We start from the raw sequence: 17,318 nt of genomic DNA, 5'->3' as shown, positions 1-17,318 counted from the left end.
GCGGTCAGATCCGCCGCAGGCGGCCGGAGTAATGCACGACCGTGCCGATACCCGGCAATGCGATCGGCACGTCGAAGCAGAAATCCTCGCCCTCCGCCCATTCCCGCGCCTCACTGCGCGGCGCGAGCCACAGCGGCATGGGAACGCCGAGGATGGACCAGCCCCGCATCACCATCGTCAGGCCGGACGCATTGGAGGGCAGGTCGAAGGAAAACCGCATCGGGCCGAACCGCTCGACGAGACGGTCGCCGCGCTGCCCGAGCTCGCTCGTAAAGGCATGGCCGGCAAAATCCCGCGTCCAGCGTTCGACGCCGTTGCGTTCGACGAAGGAGACGTGCAGATCGTGCTCACCCTCCGGCGGAAAACGCATGACGGCGCAGACAAGACGGGCAAGAGGCGAGCCGCCCCGTTGCACCTTCCCGCGCCCGCAAGCGCCTGCATCGCCGACGATATCGTGCATGTCACGGACGGGTTTCGGCATGACCGTATAGGCCGGCCCGATGACACGGCGGTAAAGCGGCACGTAGGGCCAACTTTCGACCGCCCGAAAAATGGCAAGCCTGTCGAAATGCGGATTGAAGTCATCGAGCGTCACCTAGCCCGCCGCGTGGCGCGCACCGGGCGCCAGCCGCCCGGCGGCAAGGGCGTTTGCGAGCACATGGGCGGCAATGGTCGAGATTTCCGGCCCATCACCGTTTTCCGCAATCAATGTCCAGCGGCCCACCACCGGTTCGCCCTCCGATATGCCCTTGACCTCGATCGCCATGGCCGACCGATCGGTGCCGAGACGCGCGCTCAGCTTCTGAAGCGGCAAAAGCCATCGCGCGAAGGGTGACAGCGAGCGGACCCAGCCCCATCTCACCGGCCAGCTGAGGAGCCAGAGCGTCAGAAGCTGAAAGGCGAATTCCGGCCCAGCACGAAACGTGGTCGCCGGCTTTCCGGGAACGGCACTCGGAACGATATCGTGATCCGGCACATCCGCCAGCGCCACCAGCCGCCGGATCGGCACGCGGCCGGGGACGCGGTAGTCCTGAACATGAAGCCGATGCCAGCCCGTTTCCTGCCGCCAGCGCCGGCCATGCCAGAGGCGCACAGGCTTGCCGACATAGCTCAGGATCGCCGCCGCAACCGAGGCGCCCGCCGTTGCGCGGTTGGAGGCGCTGATCGAGGTTTCGACCGAGCAGATCTCCTCCATGCCGCGGGACAGTTCCGCGATCACGGCACCGGATAGCGCCGGTACGCTGGAGCCGCCGGACACCACCGCAACGCCTGCCGCCTTTGCCACTTCGTCCAGCCGTCCAATGCCGCAGACGAAATCGCGAGCGTCCGCCAAGTCTATATAGTGCACGCCGCAAGCGATGCAGGCTTCCACGACCTGGTAGCCGCTCCCCTGAAAGGGGCCGGCCGCATCGATCAGCAAGAAGGGGCGAACCGCTTGAAGGGCAGAGCGAAGATCGCCATTCCGATCCACGACCAGCGGCTGGGCATTGGGCAATTCCGCGGCAAGCCGTTCCGCCGCTGCGGCATTCCGGCCGGCGACCAGCACCGCCCAGCCATCCGCTGCCAGCCGTTTTGAAAGCCGCGCGCCAAAGCCACCGTAACCGCCCAGCACGATAACGCTTTTCACAGCACTCGATCCGCATCACCCGGTGACGGCACCCAGCAGGCGTCGCGCCGCCCGAAAATGCGGTAGCGGTTTCGCGCGAGCCAGCGATAGACGGGGTCGCGCAGGAAACGCGGGATGGCGCGCAGCAGGGAAACCGCCTTCCAGGGCCAGCCGAGGCCGGCATAGATCGCCAGTACCGCATCGCTGTCCCTGAACAGCCGATCACCCGCAACAACGATCATCGATTCCGGATTGGCCGGATCGATGCCGAAGCGACGATAGAGCGCTGCCCCCACCTCCTTCTGCATGGAGGCGAGGCGAAAATGCCTGTTGTGATCATGCTTGAGCACGAATTGCGCATTGGCTGTGCAGAGAATGCACTCCGCATCGAAGACGATGATCGGGCCTGCCGCGTCGTTCCGGTTCATACGCCCAGCATAAGGCCGGCCCCTCTCGCCAGCAACCGTTAAGCCGCGGGTGGAAGTGTCTTTTCGTAGCGCCAGATCTCCAGATCAAACGGCCCCTCGACGGTGTCCAGCCGGTTGACGACGGTGCCGGCGAGCGCCCATCCGCATTTCTCGTAGAAGCGCGCTGCCCGATGATTGCCGATCGCGCAGGCAAGCCAGGCCGTCGTCACGCCATGCGCGGCAAGACGCTGCTCGGCATCCGCCACGAGCGCCGCCGCCATGCCCGTACCCCGCCCCTCCGGCGCGACGAACAGCTGGTCCAGCTCATCGTGTTTGATGGCACAGAAGCCGAGCGGTGCGCCGAAATCACCGATAACCCGCACATCGGCGAGCATGCTCTGCAGGCGCTCTGCAAAACTCTGGAGCGTGCGCAGGCGGGCAAGTGCGGCCGGAAGCAATGCCGCATGCGCATCCTGCCAGCCGGCATGCCATAGCTGCGCAAGCGCATCGATCTCGGAAGTCTCGGCCTGTCGTATGATAGGGGATACCTGCATCCATTCCTCTGTCTGCCACGCAATTGCCGATACCTAGCCGCGTCGGGATAGCGCTTGCAAGCCCACTCGGTTTCGGCGCTATTGTGCCGCGCAGAAACCATGGGGCCACGATCATGCCGACCATCACCCGCATAGCAAACGACGTCCTCTCGATCGAGGTTTCCTCGCTCGGCGCCGAAATGCAGGCTGTTACGACACGCGACGGCGCCAACTGGCTGTGGAACGGTGACGCCGCCTTCTGGACCGGGCGATCACCGGTGCTCTTCCCGATCGTCGGCAAGGCGCCGGACGATACGCTCCTGATCGACGGAAAACCTTACACGATGGCGCAGCACGGCTTTGCCCGGCGGCGGGAGTTTTCGCTGGCCAGCGCAACGGCAACCCTCTGCCGCTATACGCTGGACGCCACCGAAGACACCCGTGCTACCTATCCGTTCGACTTCCGGCTGTCCGTCGAGCACAGCCTCGATGGCCCGACCCTCACCGTCGCCGCCAAAGTCGAAAATCGCGGTGATGTCCCCATGCCCTTCGGCTTTGGTTTCCACCCCGCCTTCCTCTGGCCATTGCCCGGCGGCGACGGCAAGCCGCATGTGGTGACGCTCGACAATGGCGCCGAACCAAAGCGCCAGCCGCTGGAAAACGGCCTGCTGTCCCAGGCTCGGGAAACCTCACCCTTCTGCAAAGGCCGGCTCGTTCTTGCGCAAGGCCAGTTCGAAAACGACGCCCTGGTTTTCCCAGAAGGCGCGGGCGATGGTCTGACCTACCAAGCCGAGGGCGGGCCGGCGCTGAAATTCCATTTCGAAAACCTGCCGAACCTCGCGCTCTGGACCAAGCCCGGCGCACCCTTCCTCTGCATCGAGCCCTGGCATGGCACGGCGGCGGAATTCGGCGGCTCACGCGAATTGAAGGACCGGCCCTACACGACCGTGCTTTCCGCCGGCGAAAGCAGGCGTTTCGCCTTTTCCGTGACATTTCCGGTCTGAAGTTTCACCGCATCGGCCCTTCCCTCTTCCCGCGGTACCGCTAGAGTCTCCCAAAAGGATTCGGAGACTTCGCCATGACCGACTTGGAACGCTTCATCGATCAGGGAACCGGCCGCGAGCCCGCCGATATCGTGTTGAAGGGCGGGCAGTTCTTCGATCTCGTGACGGGTGAACTCGTCGCTTCGGACATCGCGATTTCGGGCGACCGCATCGTCGGCACCTGCGGCGACTACCGGGGCCGCACCGAAATTGACATTTCCGGCCGCATCGTCGTTCCCGGCTTCATCGATACCCACCTTCACATCGAATCCTCGCTGGTGACGCCGCACGAATTCGATCGCTGCGTGCTGCCATACGGCGTGACGACCGTCATCTGCGATCCGCACGAGATCGCCAATGTGCTCGGCAGCGAGGGCATCGAGTTTTTCCTCGACAGCGCGCTCGAAACCATCATGGACATCCGCGTGCAGCTGTCGAGCTGCGTACCGGCGACCCATCTGGAGACATCAGGCGCGGACCTGCCGATCGAGCGCCTGCTGCCCTTCCGCGACCATCCGAAGGTCATCGGCCTGGCGGAATTCATGAATTTCCCGGGCGTCATCCACAAGGATCCCATCTGTCTCGCCAAGCTGGACGCCTTCCAGGGCGACCATATCGATGGCCATGCGCCGCTGCTCTCCGGCAACGATCTCAACGGCTACCTCTCCGCCGGCATCCGCACGGAACATGAATGCACGACCGCCGAAGAGGCGCTGGAAAAGATCCGCAAGGGCATGCACATCCTCGTGCGCGAAGGCTCGGTCTCCAAGGATCTGCTGGCGCTGCTGCCGATCATGACCGAGCGGCTTTCACCGTTCATCGCGCTCTGCACGGACGACCGAAACCCGCTCGACATCGCCGAACAGGGCCATCTCGACTATATGATCCGCACCGCGATCGGCCACGGCCGCGCGCCGCTCGCCGTCTATCGCGCCGCCTCGATTTCCGCCGCGAAGGCCTTCGGACTGCGCGATCGCGGCCTCGTTGCGCCCGGCTGGCGGGCCGACCTCGTCGTTATCGACACGCTGGAAAACTGCAAGGCGGAGATCGTGTTCTCGGGCGGGCGGAAGGTCGATGACGCGCTCTTCGCGACCCGCAAGCCCGTGGCACCCGTCGGCCTCGACAGCGTCAAGGCGCGACCCGTCGCCGCCGCCCATTTCGCAGTTCCCGTCACGGACGGCGAAACGCCGGTCATGGGTGTGCTGCCGGGCAAAATCATCACCGAGCACCGCCGCTACCGCCTGCCTTCCAAGGGCAACCAGACCACCATCGACCTCGCGCAGGACATCATCAAGGTCGCCGTCATCGAACGTCACGGCAAGAACGGCAATCATGCCAACGGTTTCGTTCAGGGTTTCGGGCTGAAGAAGGGCGCCATCGCCTCGACGGTCGGCCATGACAGCCACAATATCTGCGTCGTCGGCGTCGACGAGGATGACATGGCGCTCGCCGCCAATCGCCTGGGCGAAATCAAGGGCGGCTTCGTCGTGGTAGAAGACGGCAAGGTGACCGGCGAAATCGCGCTGCCCGTCGCCGGCCTGATGAGCCTCGAACCCTACGAGACGGTCCGCGACACGCTGCACCACCTGCGCCAGGCCGCCTTCGCGCTGGGTGCGACGCTGGAAGAACCCTTCCTGCAACTCGCCTTCCTCCCACTCCCCGTCATCCCGCACCTGAAGATTTCGGACAAGGGCATGGTGGATGTGGACCGGTTTGCGCTGATCGGGTGAGGTTTGCCATCCGACGCTCCCTTCGCGTACAATACGTACGACAAGGAGCGCGGCATGACCAAACTGGAGCAAATCGAAAAGAGCGTCTCGGAACTTAGCGCAGAAGAGTTCGAGCGGTTCTCGGCCTGGTTCGAAGCACTTCAGGCTGAACGATGGGACCGGGATCTCGTCGAGGATGTGGCTAACGGCACATTGGACGAACTCGCTGAACTCGCCTTGGCAGAATTCCGCAGCAATCGGACACGATCGCTTTGAAACACCAAGCCACGAACGCGTTCTGGACGTGTTACGAGGCGTTGCCATTCCACATCCGAGAGCAGGCCGATAGAAATTTCGCTCTCCTCAAAGCCGATCCGACGCACCCATCTTTGCAACTCAAGCCGGTCGGGCGCTTCTGGTCCGTCCGCGTCGGCCTCTCCTGGCGGGCGCTGGCCGTCCACGATAACGAGACACAGACACTCGTCTGGTTCTGGATCGGCTCGCATGCCGAATATGACCGGCTCGTTGGGCGAAAACGCTAAAGCCGCACGCACGCCATATCCAGCCCGTCCAGCTCGATCGTCCCGTCCTTCAGCTTCGCACCGAAGCCGGGCACCGGCAGTGGCTCGCCGAGCTTCAGCGATTTCGCCGGCACGAACTCGGCCTTTTCCCGCGTCAGGTTGAAGACGAAGAGCAGTTTTTCGCCGCCCTTCTCACGGGTGAAGGCCAGGATGTCCTGGTTTGAGTGCAGGAAGGCCATGTCGCCGTCGTGAAGCGCGTCATGCGCCTTTCGGAAGGCAAGCGTCGCGCGGTAGTGGTTGAGCACGGAGCCGGAGACCTTTTCCTGCGTGTCCACGGCGTGGCGGGCGTGATCCTCCGGCACCGGCAGCCAGGGTTTTCCCGTGCTGAAGCCGGCATGGGCCTCATTGTGCTGCCAGGGCATCGGCGTGCGGCATCCGTCGCGGCCCTTGAAGGCCGGCCAGAAGCGGATGCCGTAGGGATCGCGCAGGTCCTCGAAGGCAAGATCGGCTTCGGTCAGGCCGAGCTCTTCGCCCTGGTAAAGGCAGATCGAGCCACGCAGGGTCGAAAGCAGGGTGATCGCCAGCTTGGCAACGCGCTCGCGCTCCTCCGGTGTCTTGATGAAGCGGCTGACATGGCGGTTGACGTCGTGGTTGGAGAAAGCCCAGCAAACCCAGCCGTCCGTCACCGCTTTCTGAAAACTCTGCACGCATTTGCGCACATGATCGGCAGTGAAATCCGGCCCGAGCAGGTCGAACGTGTAGCACATGTTCAGCTTGTCGCCGCCGCTGGTATACTCGGCGACCGTCTTCAGCGAGCGCGCGCCGTCGCCCACCTCGCCGACCGTCATGCGCCCCTCATACTCGTCGAGCAGCGCCCGGAAGCGTTTCAGGAAACCGACATTCTCCGGCTGCGTCTTGTCGTAGCGGTGCGTCTGCATGCCGTAGGGGTTGACGTCTGGCGCATCGAGGCCGATCCCGTCGGGGTCCGGCTCATGGGGCGGGTTGTCGCGCAGCTTCTTGTCGTGGAAGTAGAAGTTCACCGTATCGAGGCGGAAACCATCCACCCCGCGGTCGAGCCAGAAGCGCACGGTCTTCAGAAGCGCGTCCTGCACATCCGGATTGTGGAAATTGAGATCCGGCTGCGAGGTCAGGAAGTTGTGCATGTAATATTGCTTGCGCACGCCGTCCCATTCCCAGCCCGGGCCGCCGAAGATCGACAGCCAGTTGTTGGGCGCCGTGCCGTCCGGCTTCGGTTCGGCCCAGACATACCAGTCCGCCTTGGGGTTCGAACGGCTGGACCGGCTTTCCACGAACCATTGATGCTGGTCTGATGTGTGCGAGATCACCTGGTCGATGATGATCTTCAGGCCGAGGCGGTGGGCCTCCGCCAGCATGGCGTCGAAATCGGCGAGCGTTCCGAACATCGGGTCGACATCGCAGTAGTCCGAAACGTCATAGCCCATATCCCCCATCGGCGACTTGAAGAAGGGTGACAGCCAGATCGCATCGACGCCGAGTGACGCAATGTGCCCGAGCCGCTTCGTGATGCCGCGAAGATCCCCCATGCCGTCGCCGGTCGTATCCTGGAACGAGCGGGGATAGACCTGATAGATCACCGCGCCGCGCCACCAATCCTCGGCCTTCTTGTGGGACTTCGCCATGCGTTCGCGCTCCGGCTTCTGTTTCGATAGGCCAGATGTAACGCGCACCCCGGGGAGCGTAAACGGGCGAACGGAGATTTTCCGGGTGATAGGCGCACCGGTCAAACGAGAGCCGGGTCAAAACCCAAACGGACCCATCATGACGAAACGGACTAAGATCAAAACTGTTTGCCATGAAGGAATTATACAAACGTATAGCAATTCTCTTGCCTGCTTGTGCGTTCCCGATATCCTGTCGATCATCCGACCGCCGCACCCTCTAGCGGCGGACCACAGCTTCTTTCAGGATGACAGGCCATGACCCGAGATCCCCGCTTCGATATTCTCTTCGAACCCGTCAAGATCGGCCCGGTCACGGCGCGCAACCGTTTCTACCAGGTGCCGCACTGTTCCGGCATGGGTTACCGCTATCCGAATGCGGAAGCCCAGCTGCGCGGCATGAAGGCGGAGGGTGGCTGGGCTGTCGTCTCCACCCAGGAAGCCGAAATCCACCCGACCTCCGACCTGACGCCGGCCAACGAAGCCCGGCTTTGGGATGATGGCGACCTGCCGGCGCTATCGGCCGTGACCGAACGCATCCACGCCCATGGCAGCCTCGCCGCCATCCAGCTCGTGCACAACGGCCTGCATGTCGCCAACCGTTTCAGCCGGATGATCCCGCTCGCCCCGTCCCACACCATCACCGACAGCCTCGATCCCGTCCAGGCGCGCGCCATGGACAAGGCCGACATCGCCGACATGCGGCGCTGGTATCGCAACGCTGCACTCCGCGCCAAACGGGCCGGCTTCGACATCGTCTATCTCTATGCCGGCCATGACATGAGCGTGCTGCAGCACTTCCTGTCCCGCCGCCATAACGACCGCAGCGACGAATATGGCGGCTCGTTCGAAAACCGGCTCCGGCTGTTTCGCGAAATCATCGACGATACGCGCGAGGCGATCGGCGATACCTGCGCGCTCGCCATACGCCTGGCCGTCGACGAACTGATGGGGCCGACCGGCATCACCAGCGAGGGGGAAGGCAAGGACATCATCACAGCCCTTGCCGAGCTTCCCGACCTTTGGGACGTCAACCTGTCCGACTGGTCGAACGACAGCCAGACGGCCCGCTTCTCCGAGGAGGGCTATCAGGAGCCCTATACCCGCTTCGTCAAATCCGTCACCACCAAGCCGGTGGTGGGTGTCGGCCGCTATACGTCACCGGACAGCATGGTGCGGGTGGTCAGGCAGGGCATTCTCGATTTCATCGGCGCGGCACGCCCGTCGATTGCCGATCCCTACCTGCCGAAGAAGATCGAGGACGGCCGCATCGACGACATCCGCGAATGCATCGGCTGCAACATCTGTACCTCCGGCGACAACACCAACGTACCGATGCGCTGCACGCAGAACCCGACGATCGGCGAGGAGTGGCGCAAGGGCTGGCACCCGGAGATCATCGCAAGGGCCGAAACACCCGAGCCCGCCCTCGTCATCGGCGGCGGCCCGGCCGGCCTGGAGGCCGCACGGGCGCTTGCCGAGCGCGGCGTCGATGTGGTTCTGGCGGAAGGCGGCGGCGAATGGGGCGGCCGCATCGCGCGCGAATGTCGCCTGCCGGGGCTCGCCACCTGGGGGCGTGTGCGCGACTGGCGCGTCGGCCAGCTCGGCACCCGAGTCAACGCCGAACTCTACCTGCACAGCCCGCTTTCCGCCGACGACGTGCTGCAATATGCCATCCCCCATGTGGCGATCGCCACCGGCGCACGCTGGCGCACCGACGGCGTCGGCCGCACCCATCGCACGCCGCTCGATTGTCTGGCGGAAGGCACCGTCGTCTCGCCCGATGCCATCCTCTCCGACGGCGCCCAGGCAGTGCCCGCCGATGGCCCGGTCGTCGTGTTCGACGACGACTGTTTCTACATGGGCAGCGTGCTTGCCGAACTGCTCGCGAAGGCCGGCCGCACGGTGATCTTCGTGACGCCCGAAGCCCAGGTATCTCCCTGGAGCAAGAACACGCTGGAACAGGGCCGCGTCCAGCGCCGCCTCATCGATCTCGGCGTCGAGATCATCACGGCACAAGCACTTGGCGGCCGCACGAAGGATCAGTTGGAACTGTCCTGCATCTACAGCGGCAGGATTCGGCCGATCGATTGCGCCACGCTCGTGCCCGTCACCGCCCGCCTGCCGGACGAAACGCTTTGGCTGGCGCTCAAGGCGCGGGAAGACGAGTGGGCCGATGCCGGCATCAGGACCGTGACCCGGCTCGGCGATTGCCTTGCACCCGGCCTGATCGCCGCAGCCGTCTATTCCGGCCACCAATATGCCCGCACCTATCAGGAGCCCGTCGACGTCGATCAGGCTCCGTTCCAGCGCGAGGACATCGCGAGGCTGATTGGACAGTGTCCGGCGTAAGCTGCCGCCGGGCAAACCAGCTCTGTCTCGGTCGCGTTTATGCCCGTTCCGGCAACTTCCCACCCGGCATCACATCCACGGGGATCGGGCAGACATAGGGTTTTCCATCTGTTTTCTCCCGCCATTCGGCCTTCGCCGCGGCAAGCAGGTCCGGCGTGGTCAGCAGCGAAAGCCCGGTGGCGGCGAGCGCCTTGGCGGCGTGCGCCATCGCCTTGTGTGCGGCGGGGCTCCTGCCCTGCGCCACCACCTGCCAGGTGTGCGGATTGGTGCCGATCGCCCAGGCGGGCGTCCAGCATTGCGCCGTCGGCGTCACCCAGCTGACGTCACCTACATCGGTGGAGCCGGCGCGGAAATGGGATTCGCCTTCGAAGGCGCGCAGGCCGAGATGCAGCGGTGTCGAGCCGTCGATCCGGGCGTTGGAGAAGACGTCGTCCTTGATCCGGTAGAGCCGGATGCTGCTGCTGATCGCCTCCTCCGTGAAGGTCTCCTGGATCGACCGGGCAAAGGCGATGTCCCGCTCGTCGAAAGCGACGGGGCCGAGCGCCACCAAATTTTCGTGCAGCGCCGTCTCCAGCGTGAGATTGGGCAGGAGGTTGGTCGAGGCGGTGTCGAAGACGATCTCCACCTCCGTCTCCGTCATCATCGCCGCGCCACGGGCCACCTTGTCCACTCGTGCCGCGAGAGCCAGCGCCTGCGCCATTTCCGGTGCGCGGATCAGATACATCACCTCGGCCTTCGCCTGCACGACATTCGCCGCCTTGCCGCCCGCATCGGTGATGGCATAGTGCACCCGGCAATCCTGCGGCATGTGCTCGCGCAGGAAATTGACGCCGACATTCATCAGTTCCACCGCGTCGAGCGCCGAGCGGCCGAGATGGGCAGCGTTGGCCGCATGGGCGGCAATGCCCTTGAAGCGGTAGAAATATTCGAGCACAGCGAGATTGTTGGTCGAGCGCACGCCGTTGAAGGGGGCCGGATGCCAGGTCAGCGCAGTGTCGACATCGTCGAACAGGCCGGCCCGCACCATGAAGGTCTTGCCGGAACCGCCCTCCTCGCCCGGGCAGCCGTAGTAGCGCACCGTACCGGGCAGGTTATGCGTCTTCAAATGACGGGAGAGCGCAATGGCCGCCATCAGCGAACCGACGCCAAGCAGATTGTGACCGCAGCCATGGCCAGTGGCACCATCGACAGCCGGCTTCGCCTCGGCAATGCCAGCGAGCTGGCTCATGCCGGCCAGCGCATCGAATTCCCCCAGGAAGGCGATGACCGGGGCGCCGCTGCCGGCCTCGCCGATGAACGCCGTCTCCATGCCGGCGACGCCACGGCGCACGGCAAAGCCGTTGTCCTCGAGCGCCTTCGCCAGAAGCGCCGAGGATTGCTGCTCCTCGAATTTCAGCTCGGCGAAATCCCAGATGCTGTCGCTGATCGTCGTAAAATCGGGCGCCATCGCCTCGATTGCTGCGGAAAGTGCCGCCACGGCATCCCGATCCATAATCCGTCCTCGCTTCTATCCACCCGCAGACAACAGCGGGCCAAGCGCCCGGCGGATAGGCCGCCGGGCCGCAATGATTGTGATCAAACTGGTCCGCGCCGGGGCCGCCTGCGGCGCGGAAACCGGGCCTATTCCTCGACCGACACTTCCCAGAGACGGGCGTTCGACTGCCAGACCGGCTGGCCCTTCAGAGCCTTCGTCGCGCCCCAGACGTCGACCATGTCGTAGAGGAAGATGCCGGGCATCTCCTTCAGCATCAGCTCGTGGAATTCGTCGAAGATCTTCTGGCGCTTGGCCTGGTCGGCCTCGACATAGGCCGCCTTCATCAGCTCGATCGCCTTCGGGTCGTCCCACATCAGCGAGGCGTTCTCGTCCTTGTTGCCGACATAGAAGGCATACATCAGCGCCGGGTCGAGACGCGGCGATACCGACTGGGAAATGACCTGGTAGTTGCCCGAGCGGCGGCGATCGACCTGGGTCGCGTAGTCGAGAACCTCGATCTGCACGTTGAGGCCCACCTGCTGCATCATCGCCTGCGCCATGACGGCAGCCGGGAAGCTCGGCACGTTGCCGCGCTTGTTGGCGATGATCGAGATCGGCTCGCCATTGTAGCCGGCGTCCGCCAGTTCCTTCTTCGCAGCCTCGATGTCATAGGGCAGCCGCTTCTTCTGCGTTTCGCTGAAGTAGACGGAGTCCTGCGAGACCATCGAGCCGTTCGCCTCGCCGGTGCCATTGGAGGCCGCAGCGACGAGTTGGTCGAGGTCGAGCGCCATCGCCATGGCGCGGCGCACGCCGGGCTTGCTCAACACCTTGTCGCGGGTCTGGATGTAGAGGAGGTTCTTGCCGTTGTTGCGCGCAACGATGAGCTGGGTCTTCTCGCTATCCTTGAATTCCGGGATGAGGTCCGGCGAGATTTCCGCCGTGTCGAGCACGCCGGACTGGAGGCCTGCCTTGATGGTCGAGGCATCCGGAATGATCATGAACTTGACGCCATCGACGAGCGGCCGCTTGGAGCCGACCATGCCGTCCGGCTGGCCATTGTTTTCCGGCGAGACGTAGTCGGCGAACTTGGTGAGGTGGATGTATTCACCCTTCTTCCACTCGTCCCACTGGAACGGGCCGGTGCCGATCGGTTTGGCGAAGCTGCCGTCCGCAGCGACGGAGTCCGGCGAAATGATGCCGGTAAACCCGCATTCCGGCCTCGACATCAGGCCGAGGAAGACGGCGGACGGCTTTGCAAGCTTGATCTCGACCGTTCCGGCATCGACCGCGGTTACGCCGGTCACTGCCGCAGCACCGCCCTCGGCAAAATCCTTGATGCAGGTCCATTTCGTGTCGGGCTTCAGGTAGCGCGTCCAGTTCCACACCACGTCGTCGGCCGTCAGCGGCTTGCCGTTGTGGAATTTCACGTCGGTGCGCAGCTTGAACGTATAGGTCAGGCCATCGGCCGAGGTCTCGAAGCTCTTGGCGAGCAGCGGCTTCACCTCGCCGCCATTGTTGTAGCCGACGAGACCCTCGACGATGTGCAGGATCACGCTGTCGGTGTTGCCGTCGCGGTTGACGCCGGGATTGCTGCTGCGCAGGTCCGAACTCAGCGCCACAGTGACGTCGCGCGCGGTGGCGATCTGGGTTGCGGCGATGAGGGCCACACCCGAAAGAAGAAGCTTTTTCATTGTTCTACCCTCTGTTCTGTCGTTGGTTGTCATGTGTTGAATCCGTCCCAGCAGGCGCGTGAAAGCCTGCCGATCGTCTCGAGCGCCATCGTATAGCCCGGCGTGCCGTCGGGCATGGCCAGCGGCACCGCGTCCGTAAAGGCGGCGATGATGTAGAAGGGTGCGCCGTCGCGGTAGACGATGCCGGCATTCATGCGGCCGCGCTTGCCCGTACCGCCCTTGTGCGCCACCACCGTGCCGAACGGCAGGCGCGAGGGGATGGCGTAGCGCAGGATCTGGTTCTTCAGCGTCTGCAGGGCATAGGCGCAGAGTTCCGGCGAGGTGCCGAGCCGCGCCACCGCCTCGGCAGATGTCTGCGCGTCGAGGATCGTCTGGAGGAGGAACATCTGGTCGCGCGCCGTCGTCGTGGTGACGGAGGTCAGCGCATGATCCGGCGAAAGCGCCAGCGGCGGGATGAGGAAGCGGTGGTGCGTGCCCTCCATGCCGATTGCCTTGCAATAGGCACCGACCTCTTCCAGCGTCAGGCGCTCGAACACCATCTTGGTGCAGACATTGTCGCTCAGCACCATCATGCCGGTAATGGCATCGCGTAGCGAAATGACGATGCCAGGCGTCAGGTAGCGGAACATGCCGCTCGCCACTTCCTCGGCAAAACGCGCCTCGTAGGTGATCTGCTCGTCAAGATCGAGCCGACCCTCGTGCACCGCCTTCAGCGCGGCCATCATGATCGAGGTCTTGCGTGTGCTGGCCGACGGCGTTTCCTCGCCGGCGCCGCGTTCGATCGTCTCGCCGGTCCGGAGATTGCGGATCGCGAAGCGCGTCACGAAGGGCTGTGCGTCGCAGATCCCGGCAAGCTGCTCGGCGACGGAAGGGGCGTTCGAAGACGTGTTCACATCAATTCTCCAGGCGCCATTTCAGGGTCACGCCGCCCCGTTCGTTCTGGTCGAGCGCGGGAATGGCCGAGAGAAGCCGGCGCGTATAGGCCTCCTTCGGGCTGTCGAAAATCGTGTCGCGGTCGCCCTGTTCGATGATACGGCCGTCCTGCATGACGACGACGCGGTCGGCGACCTGCTCGACCACGCCGAGGTCGTGGCTGATGAACAGGCAGGAGAAGCCGTAGCGGCGTTGCAGATCGGAGAAGAGGTCGAGCACCTGCGCCCGGACCGTCACGTCGAGCGCGGAGACCGGCTCGTCGGCAATCAGGAAGCGCGGGCGGCGGGCAATCGCCCGGGCGATCGCCACGCGTTGACGCTGACCGCCGGAAAGCTCGTGCGGATACCGTTCGGCATAATCGGTGCCAAGGCCGACCTCCTCCAGTGTTTCCAGCGCGCGTTTGCGCTTGGCCGCGGCATCCAAGCCCGGCACCAGCCGCAAGGCCTCCTCGACCAGCGCCTGGATGGTCATGCGCGGATCGAGTGAGGAATAGGGGTCCTGGAACACCATCTGGCAGTTCAGGCGGTAGTCGGTCCAGTCGGCATCACGCGACCGGCCCTGGAAGCGGATTTCGCCGCCGGTTTCCTTGACGAGGCCGGCAATGGTGCGGCCGAGCGTCGTCTTGCCCGAGCCGGAACCGCCGACGAGTGCCACCACCTCGCCCTCGTGTATATCGATGCTGACACCATGCAGCGCCCGCTTCGCCTTGCCTCTGCGGAGCAGCGACTTGCGACCCGCATAGTCGACGACGATATCGCGGGCCGACACCATCGGCGCCTTCGCCGTATCGATCGCCCGCACCTCGCCGCGGAAGGGCAGCGAGGAGAGCAGCTTCTTGGTATAGGGATGCTGCGGTGCTTCCAGCAGGTCCTCGGTGCGGCCGTGCTCGACGATCGCGCCCTGCTCCATCACCACGATGCGGCTGGTATAGCGTGCCACCATGGGAAGGTCGTGGCTGATCAACAGCACGGCGGTGCCCTCGGCCCGCGTCAGCTCCACCATCAGTTCCATCACGTCGCGCTGGATGACGGCATCGAGCGCGGTGGTCGGCTCGTCGGCGATCAGCAAAGCCGGCTTCAGCAGCATGACGGAGGCCAGCATGATGCGCTGGCGCATGCCGCCGGAGAACTCGTGCGGATAGGCCGTCAGCGCGCCCTCGGGATCGCGGATGCCGACGCGCTTCAGCATGTCGAGGATGCGGGCACGACGTTCTTCGGGAGACGCCTTGCTGTGCAGGATGAGACCCTCCTCCAGCTGCCGCCCGATGGTCATCGACGGGTTGAGCGAGGTCATCGGCTCCTGGAAGACGACACCGATCTCCGCGCCGCGCAGGCTGCGCAGCTCGCGGTTCTTCATCGTCAGCACGTCCCGGCCCTTGTAGAGCACCGAGCCACCCGTCACCTTGATGGCCGGCGGCAGGAGCGAGATCAGGGCACGTGTCGCCAGCGTCTTGCCCGAGCCGCTTTCGCCGACGATCCCGAAGATCTCGCCCGGCGCGATGTCGAAGGAGACGGCCTTGACGACCTGCCGGTGGTTATGCGCGACCGCCAGGGAGAGGTCGCGAACGGTCAGCAATGTATCCGTCATTTCAGGCCTCTCATGCGCGGGTCGAGCCTGTCGCGAAGGGCGTCGCCCAGAAGATTGATGCCGAGCAGCGTCAGCGCGATGCAGAGGCCGGGAAACAGGCCGAGCCAGACGGCCTGCTCGATAAAGGGGCGGCCGGCGGCCAGCATGTTGCCCCAGGTCGGTGCCGGCGGCGGCACACCAAGGCCGAGGAAGGACAGCGCGCTTTCCGAGAGGATCGCCCAGCCGAACATGGAGGTGGCGAGCACGGTGATCGGCGCCAGGCAGTTCGGCAGGATATGGCGGGCCATGGTGTAGAGCTCGCCATTGCCCATGACCCGTGAAGCCTCGATGAACTCCCGCTCGCGCAGCGACAGCACGGCGCCCCGCACCACGCGTGCCATGGAGGGCGTATAGGCGATGCCGAGCGCAAAGATGATGCCGTACTGGTTGGCGCCGAACACCGCTAGCAGGCCAAGCGCCAGCAGGATGCCCGGAAAGGCGAGCAGGGCATTGTTGACCGCCATGATGACGCCATCCACCCAGCCACGCGCATAACCACTGACGAGGCCGATCAGCGTGCCGCAGATGGTAGCGAAGCCGACCGTCAGAAGGCCGATCCACACGCTGGCGCGGGCGCCGACCATCAGGCGGCTCAGCACGTCGCGGCCGAACTCGTCGGTGCCGAGGAGGTGGCTCGCATCGGGTGCGGCAAGGCGCGCGGTGAAGGAGAGCTGCATCGGATCGAACGGCGTCCAGACGAGGCCGAGGGCGGCGGTGGCGAGCAGCAGGGCGATGAGGACGCCGCCGATGAGCGCGTTGAGAGAGACCTTTTTCATTCGGCGACAACCCGCGGATCGAAGAGGGGATAGAGAAGGTCGATCACGAGGTTGACCAGCACATAGGAGAGCGAGACGAACAGCAGGCAGCCCTGGATGACCGGGTAGTCACGGGCAAAGATGCTGTCGACCATCAGGCGACCGAGACCCGGAATGGTGAAGACCGTCTCGATGACGGCGATGCCGCCGAGCAGGTTGCCGAGAATGAGGCCGATCATCGTCCAGGTCGGGCCGAAGGCGTTCTTGAAGGCGTGGCGCCAGAGCACCGCACTTTCGGAAAGCCCCTTGGCCCGGGCATGGGTAATGTAATCGAGCCGCAGCACTTCCAGCGTCGAGGCGCGCGCCATGCGGATCAGCACGCCCGCTTCATGGATGACGAGGGTCATGATCGGCAGTACGAGATAGAGCAGCCCGCCGACGAAATTCTCGCGGATCGACACGTAACCCAGCACCGGCAGCCAGCCGAGTTCCAGCCCGAAGAACAGCAGCAGCAACAGGCCGAGCCAGAAGGTGGGGATGGAGAGGAGAACGGTCGCTGTTCCGACAAGAGCCAGATCCGTCAGGCTGTTCTGGCGCCAGGCGGCGATCACGCCGGCCGGCACGGCGATCAGGCTGGCCAGAAGCACGGCGACGAGCACGATCTCGGCGCTGACCATGAAGCGCGACACGACCAGCGGCAGCACCGCCTCGTCATTGACGATCGACTGGCCGAAATCGCCCTGCAGCACGTTGCCGGCCCAGATCAGGAATTGCTGCGGCATCGGCTTGTCGAGACCAAGCTCGGTGCGCATGGCGGCGATCTGATCGGGCTCGGCCATGTCGCCGAGCATCAGCGCGGCGGGGTCGCCGGGAATGAAGCGGATCAGCGCGAAAACCGTGATCGACACGAGCGCGATCGTCGGAAGCGCCATCACCAGGCGGTTCAGGATGAATCTCAGCATTGTTTC

General features: G+C 64.5%; 16 protein-coding genes. 5 read left to right on the top strand and 11 right to left on the bottom strand.

Going from position 1 to position 17,318, the window contains the following annotated elements; genetic code table 11:
* Positions 1 to 4: 4 nt before the first annotated feature.
* Genes BSY16_RS32650 through BSY16_RS01400 form a run of 4 tightly spaced genes read right to left on the bottom strand, consistent with a single transcriptional unit; the run spans position 5 to position 2,567 of the window.
* The gene (locus BSY16_RS32650; protein ID WP_286157169.1) at positions 5 to 595 is read right to left on the bottom strand and encodes a DUF4166 domain-containing protein; all 591 of its coding nucleotides are present in this window, start codon (positions 593 to 595) and stop codon (positions 5 to 7) included.
* Positions 596 to 1,627, bottom strand: coding sequence for an SDR family NAD(P)-dependent oxidoreductase (locus tag BSY16_RS32645; RefSeq protein ID WP_286157168.1), 1,032 nt, complete (start codon positions 1,625 to 1,627; stop codon positions 596 to 598).
* Complete coding sequence (locus BSY16_RS01405) at positions 1,624 to 2,034, bottom strand: thiol-disulfide oxidoreductase DCC family protein (RefSeq protein ID WP_069058019.1); 411 nt, start codon at positions 2,032 to 2,034, stop codon at positions 1,624 to 1,626. The genes BSY16_RS32645 and BSY16_RS01405 overlap by 4 nt, the downstream gene beginning before the upstream one ends.
* 38 nt (positions 2,035 to 2,072) lie before the next feature.
* Entirely contained in the window at positions 2,073 to 2,567 is a 495-nt protein-coding gene (locus BSY16_RS01400; protein ID WP_069058018.1) for a GNAT family N-acetyltransferase, read from the bottom strand.
* Between the two features lie 113 nt (positions 2,568 to 2,680).
* On the opposite strand from BSY16_RS01400, the gene BSY16_RS01395 reads away from it, so the two are divergent.
* The 4 genes from BSY16_RS01395 (at position 2,681) to BSY16_RS01380 (ending at position 5,840) form a co-directional block, all read left to right on the top strand.
* Positions 2,681 to 3,550: an aldose 1-epimerase family protein gene (locus BSY16_RS01395; protein ID WP_069058017.1), complete on the top strand. Its 870-nt coding sequence runs from the start codon at positions 2,681 to 2,683 to the stop codon at positions 3,548 to 3,550.
* Between the two features lie 74 nt (positions 3,551 to 3,624).
* Complete coding sequence (gene ade, locus BSY16_RS01390; protein ID WP_069058016.1) at positions 3,625 to 5,319, top strand: adenine deaminase; 1,695 nt, start codon at positions 3,625 to 3,627, stop codon at positions 5,317 to 5,319.
* Between the two features lie 54 nt (positions 5,320 to 5,373).
* Positions 5,374 to 5,574: a hypothetical protein gene (locus BSY16_RS01385; protein ID WP_069058015.1), complete on the top strand. Its 201-nt coding sequence runs from the start codon at positions 5,374 to 5,376 to the stop codon at positions 5,572 to 5,574.
* Positions 5,571 to 5,840, top strand: a complete 270-nt coding sequence (locus tag BSY16_RS01380) for a ParE family toxin-like protein (protein ID WP_069058014.1) — start codon at positions 5,571 to 5,573, stop codon at positions 5,838 to 5,840. Before BSY16_RS01385 ends, BSY16_RS01380 begins: the two co-directional genes overlap by 4 nt.
* Here the strand turns inward: BSY16_RS01380 and bglA are convergent.
* Positions 5,837 to 7,480, bottom strand: a complete 1,644-nt coding sequence (bglA, locus tag BSY16_RS01375) for a beta-galactosidase BglA (RefSeq protein ID WP_069058013.1) — start codon at positions 7,478 to 7,480, stop codon at positions 5,837 to 5,839. The two genes, BSY16_RS01380 and bglA, sit on opposite strands and share 4 nt — an antisense overlap.
* 297 nt (positions 7,481 to 7,777) lie before the next feature.
* On the opposite strand from bglA, the gene BSY16_RS01370 reads away from it, so the two are divergent.
* Positions 7,778 to 9,871 carry an oxidoreductase gene (locus BSY16_RS01370; RefSeq protein ID WP_069058012.1) on the top strand — a complete coding sequence of 698 codons (2,094 nt, stop codon included), beginning with the start codon at positions 7,778 to 7,780 and terminating at the stop codon, positions 9,869 to 9,871.
* A gap of 37 nt (positions 9,872 to 9,908) precedes the next feature.
* Here the strand turns inward: BSY16_RS01370 and BSY16_RS01365 are convergent, their stop codons facing one another.
* The 6 genes from BSY16_RS01365 to BSY16_RS01340 all read right to left on the bottom strand — a co-directional run bounded on the left by BSY16_RS01365 (position 9,909) and on the right by BSY16_RS01340 (position 17,312).
* Positions 9,909 to 11,363 carry a M20 family metallopeptidase gene (locus BSY16_RS01365; RefSeq protein WP_069058011.1) on the bottom strand — a complete coding sequence of 485 codons (1,455 nt, stop codon included), beginning with the start codon at positions 11,361 to 11,363 and terminating at the stop codon, positions 9,909 to 9,911.
* Between the two features lie 128 nt (positions 11,364 to 11,491).
* Positions 11,492 to 13,036: an ABC transporter substrate-binding protein gene (locus BSY16_RS01360; protein WP_069058010.1), complete on the bottom strand. Its 1,545-nt coding sequence runs from the start codon at positions 13,034 to 13,036 to the stop codon at positions 11,492 to 11,494.
* 29 nt (positions 13,037 to 13,065) lie between these two features.
* Positions 13,066 to 13,929, bottom strand: a complete 864-nt coding sequence (locus BSY16_RS01355) for a serine hydrolase (RefSeq protein ID WP_069058009.1) — start codon at positions 13,927 to 13,929, stop codon at positions 13,066 to 13,068.
* Position 13,930: 1 nt separating this feature from the next.
* On the bottom strand, positions 13,931 to 15,556 hold the full coding sequence (locus BSY16_RS01350) for an ABC transporter ATP-binding protein (protein ID WP_069058008.1): 1,626 nt from the start codon (positions 15,554 to 15,556) through the stop codon (positions 13,931 to 13,933).
* Positions 15,553 to 16,371, bottom strand: coding sequence for an ABC transporter permease (locus tag BSY16_RS01345; protein ID WP_069058007.1), 819 nt, complete (start codon positions 16,369 to 16,371; stop codon positions 15,553 to 15,555). Before BSY16_RS01345 ends, BSY16_RS01350 begins: the two co-directional genes overlap by 4 nt.
* Positions 16,368 to 17,312 (bottom strand): ABC transporter permease, encoded by a 945-nt coding sequence (locus BSY16_RS01340; RefSeq protein ID WP_069061299.1) that lies wholly within the window; start codon positions 17,310 to 17,312, stop codon positions 16,368 to 16,370. The genes BSY16_RS01345 and BSY16_RS01340 overlap by 4 nt, the downstream gene beginning before the upstream one ends.
* Positions 17,313 to 17,318 lie beyond the last annotated feature (6 nt).

Origin of the sequence: Sinorhizobium sp. RAC02, assembly GCF_001713395.1 — a bacterium.
Taxonomy (GTDB): Bacteria; Pseudomonadota; Alphaproteobacteria; order Rhizobiales; family Rhizobiaceae; genus Shinella.
This window is presented reverse-complemented; position numbering and strand designations above follow the sequence as displayed.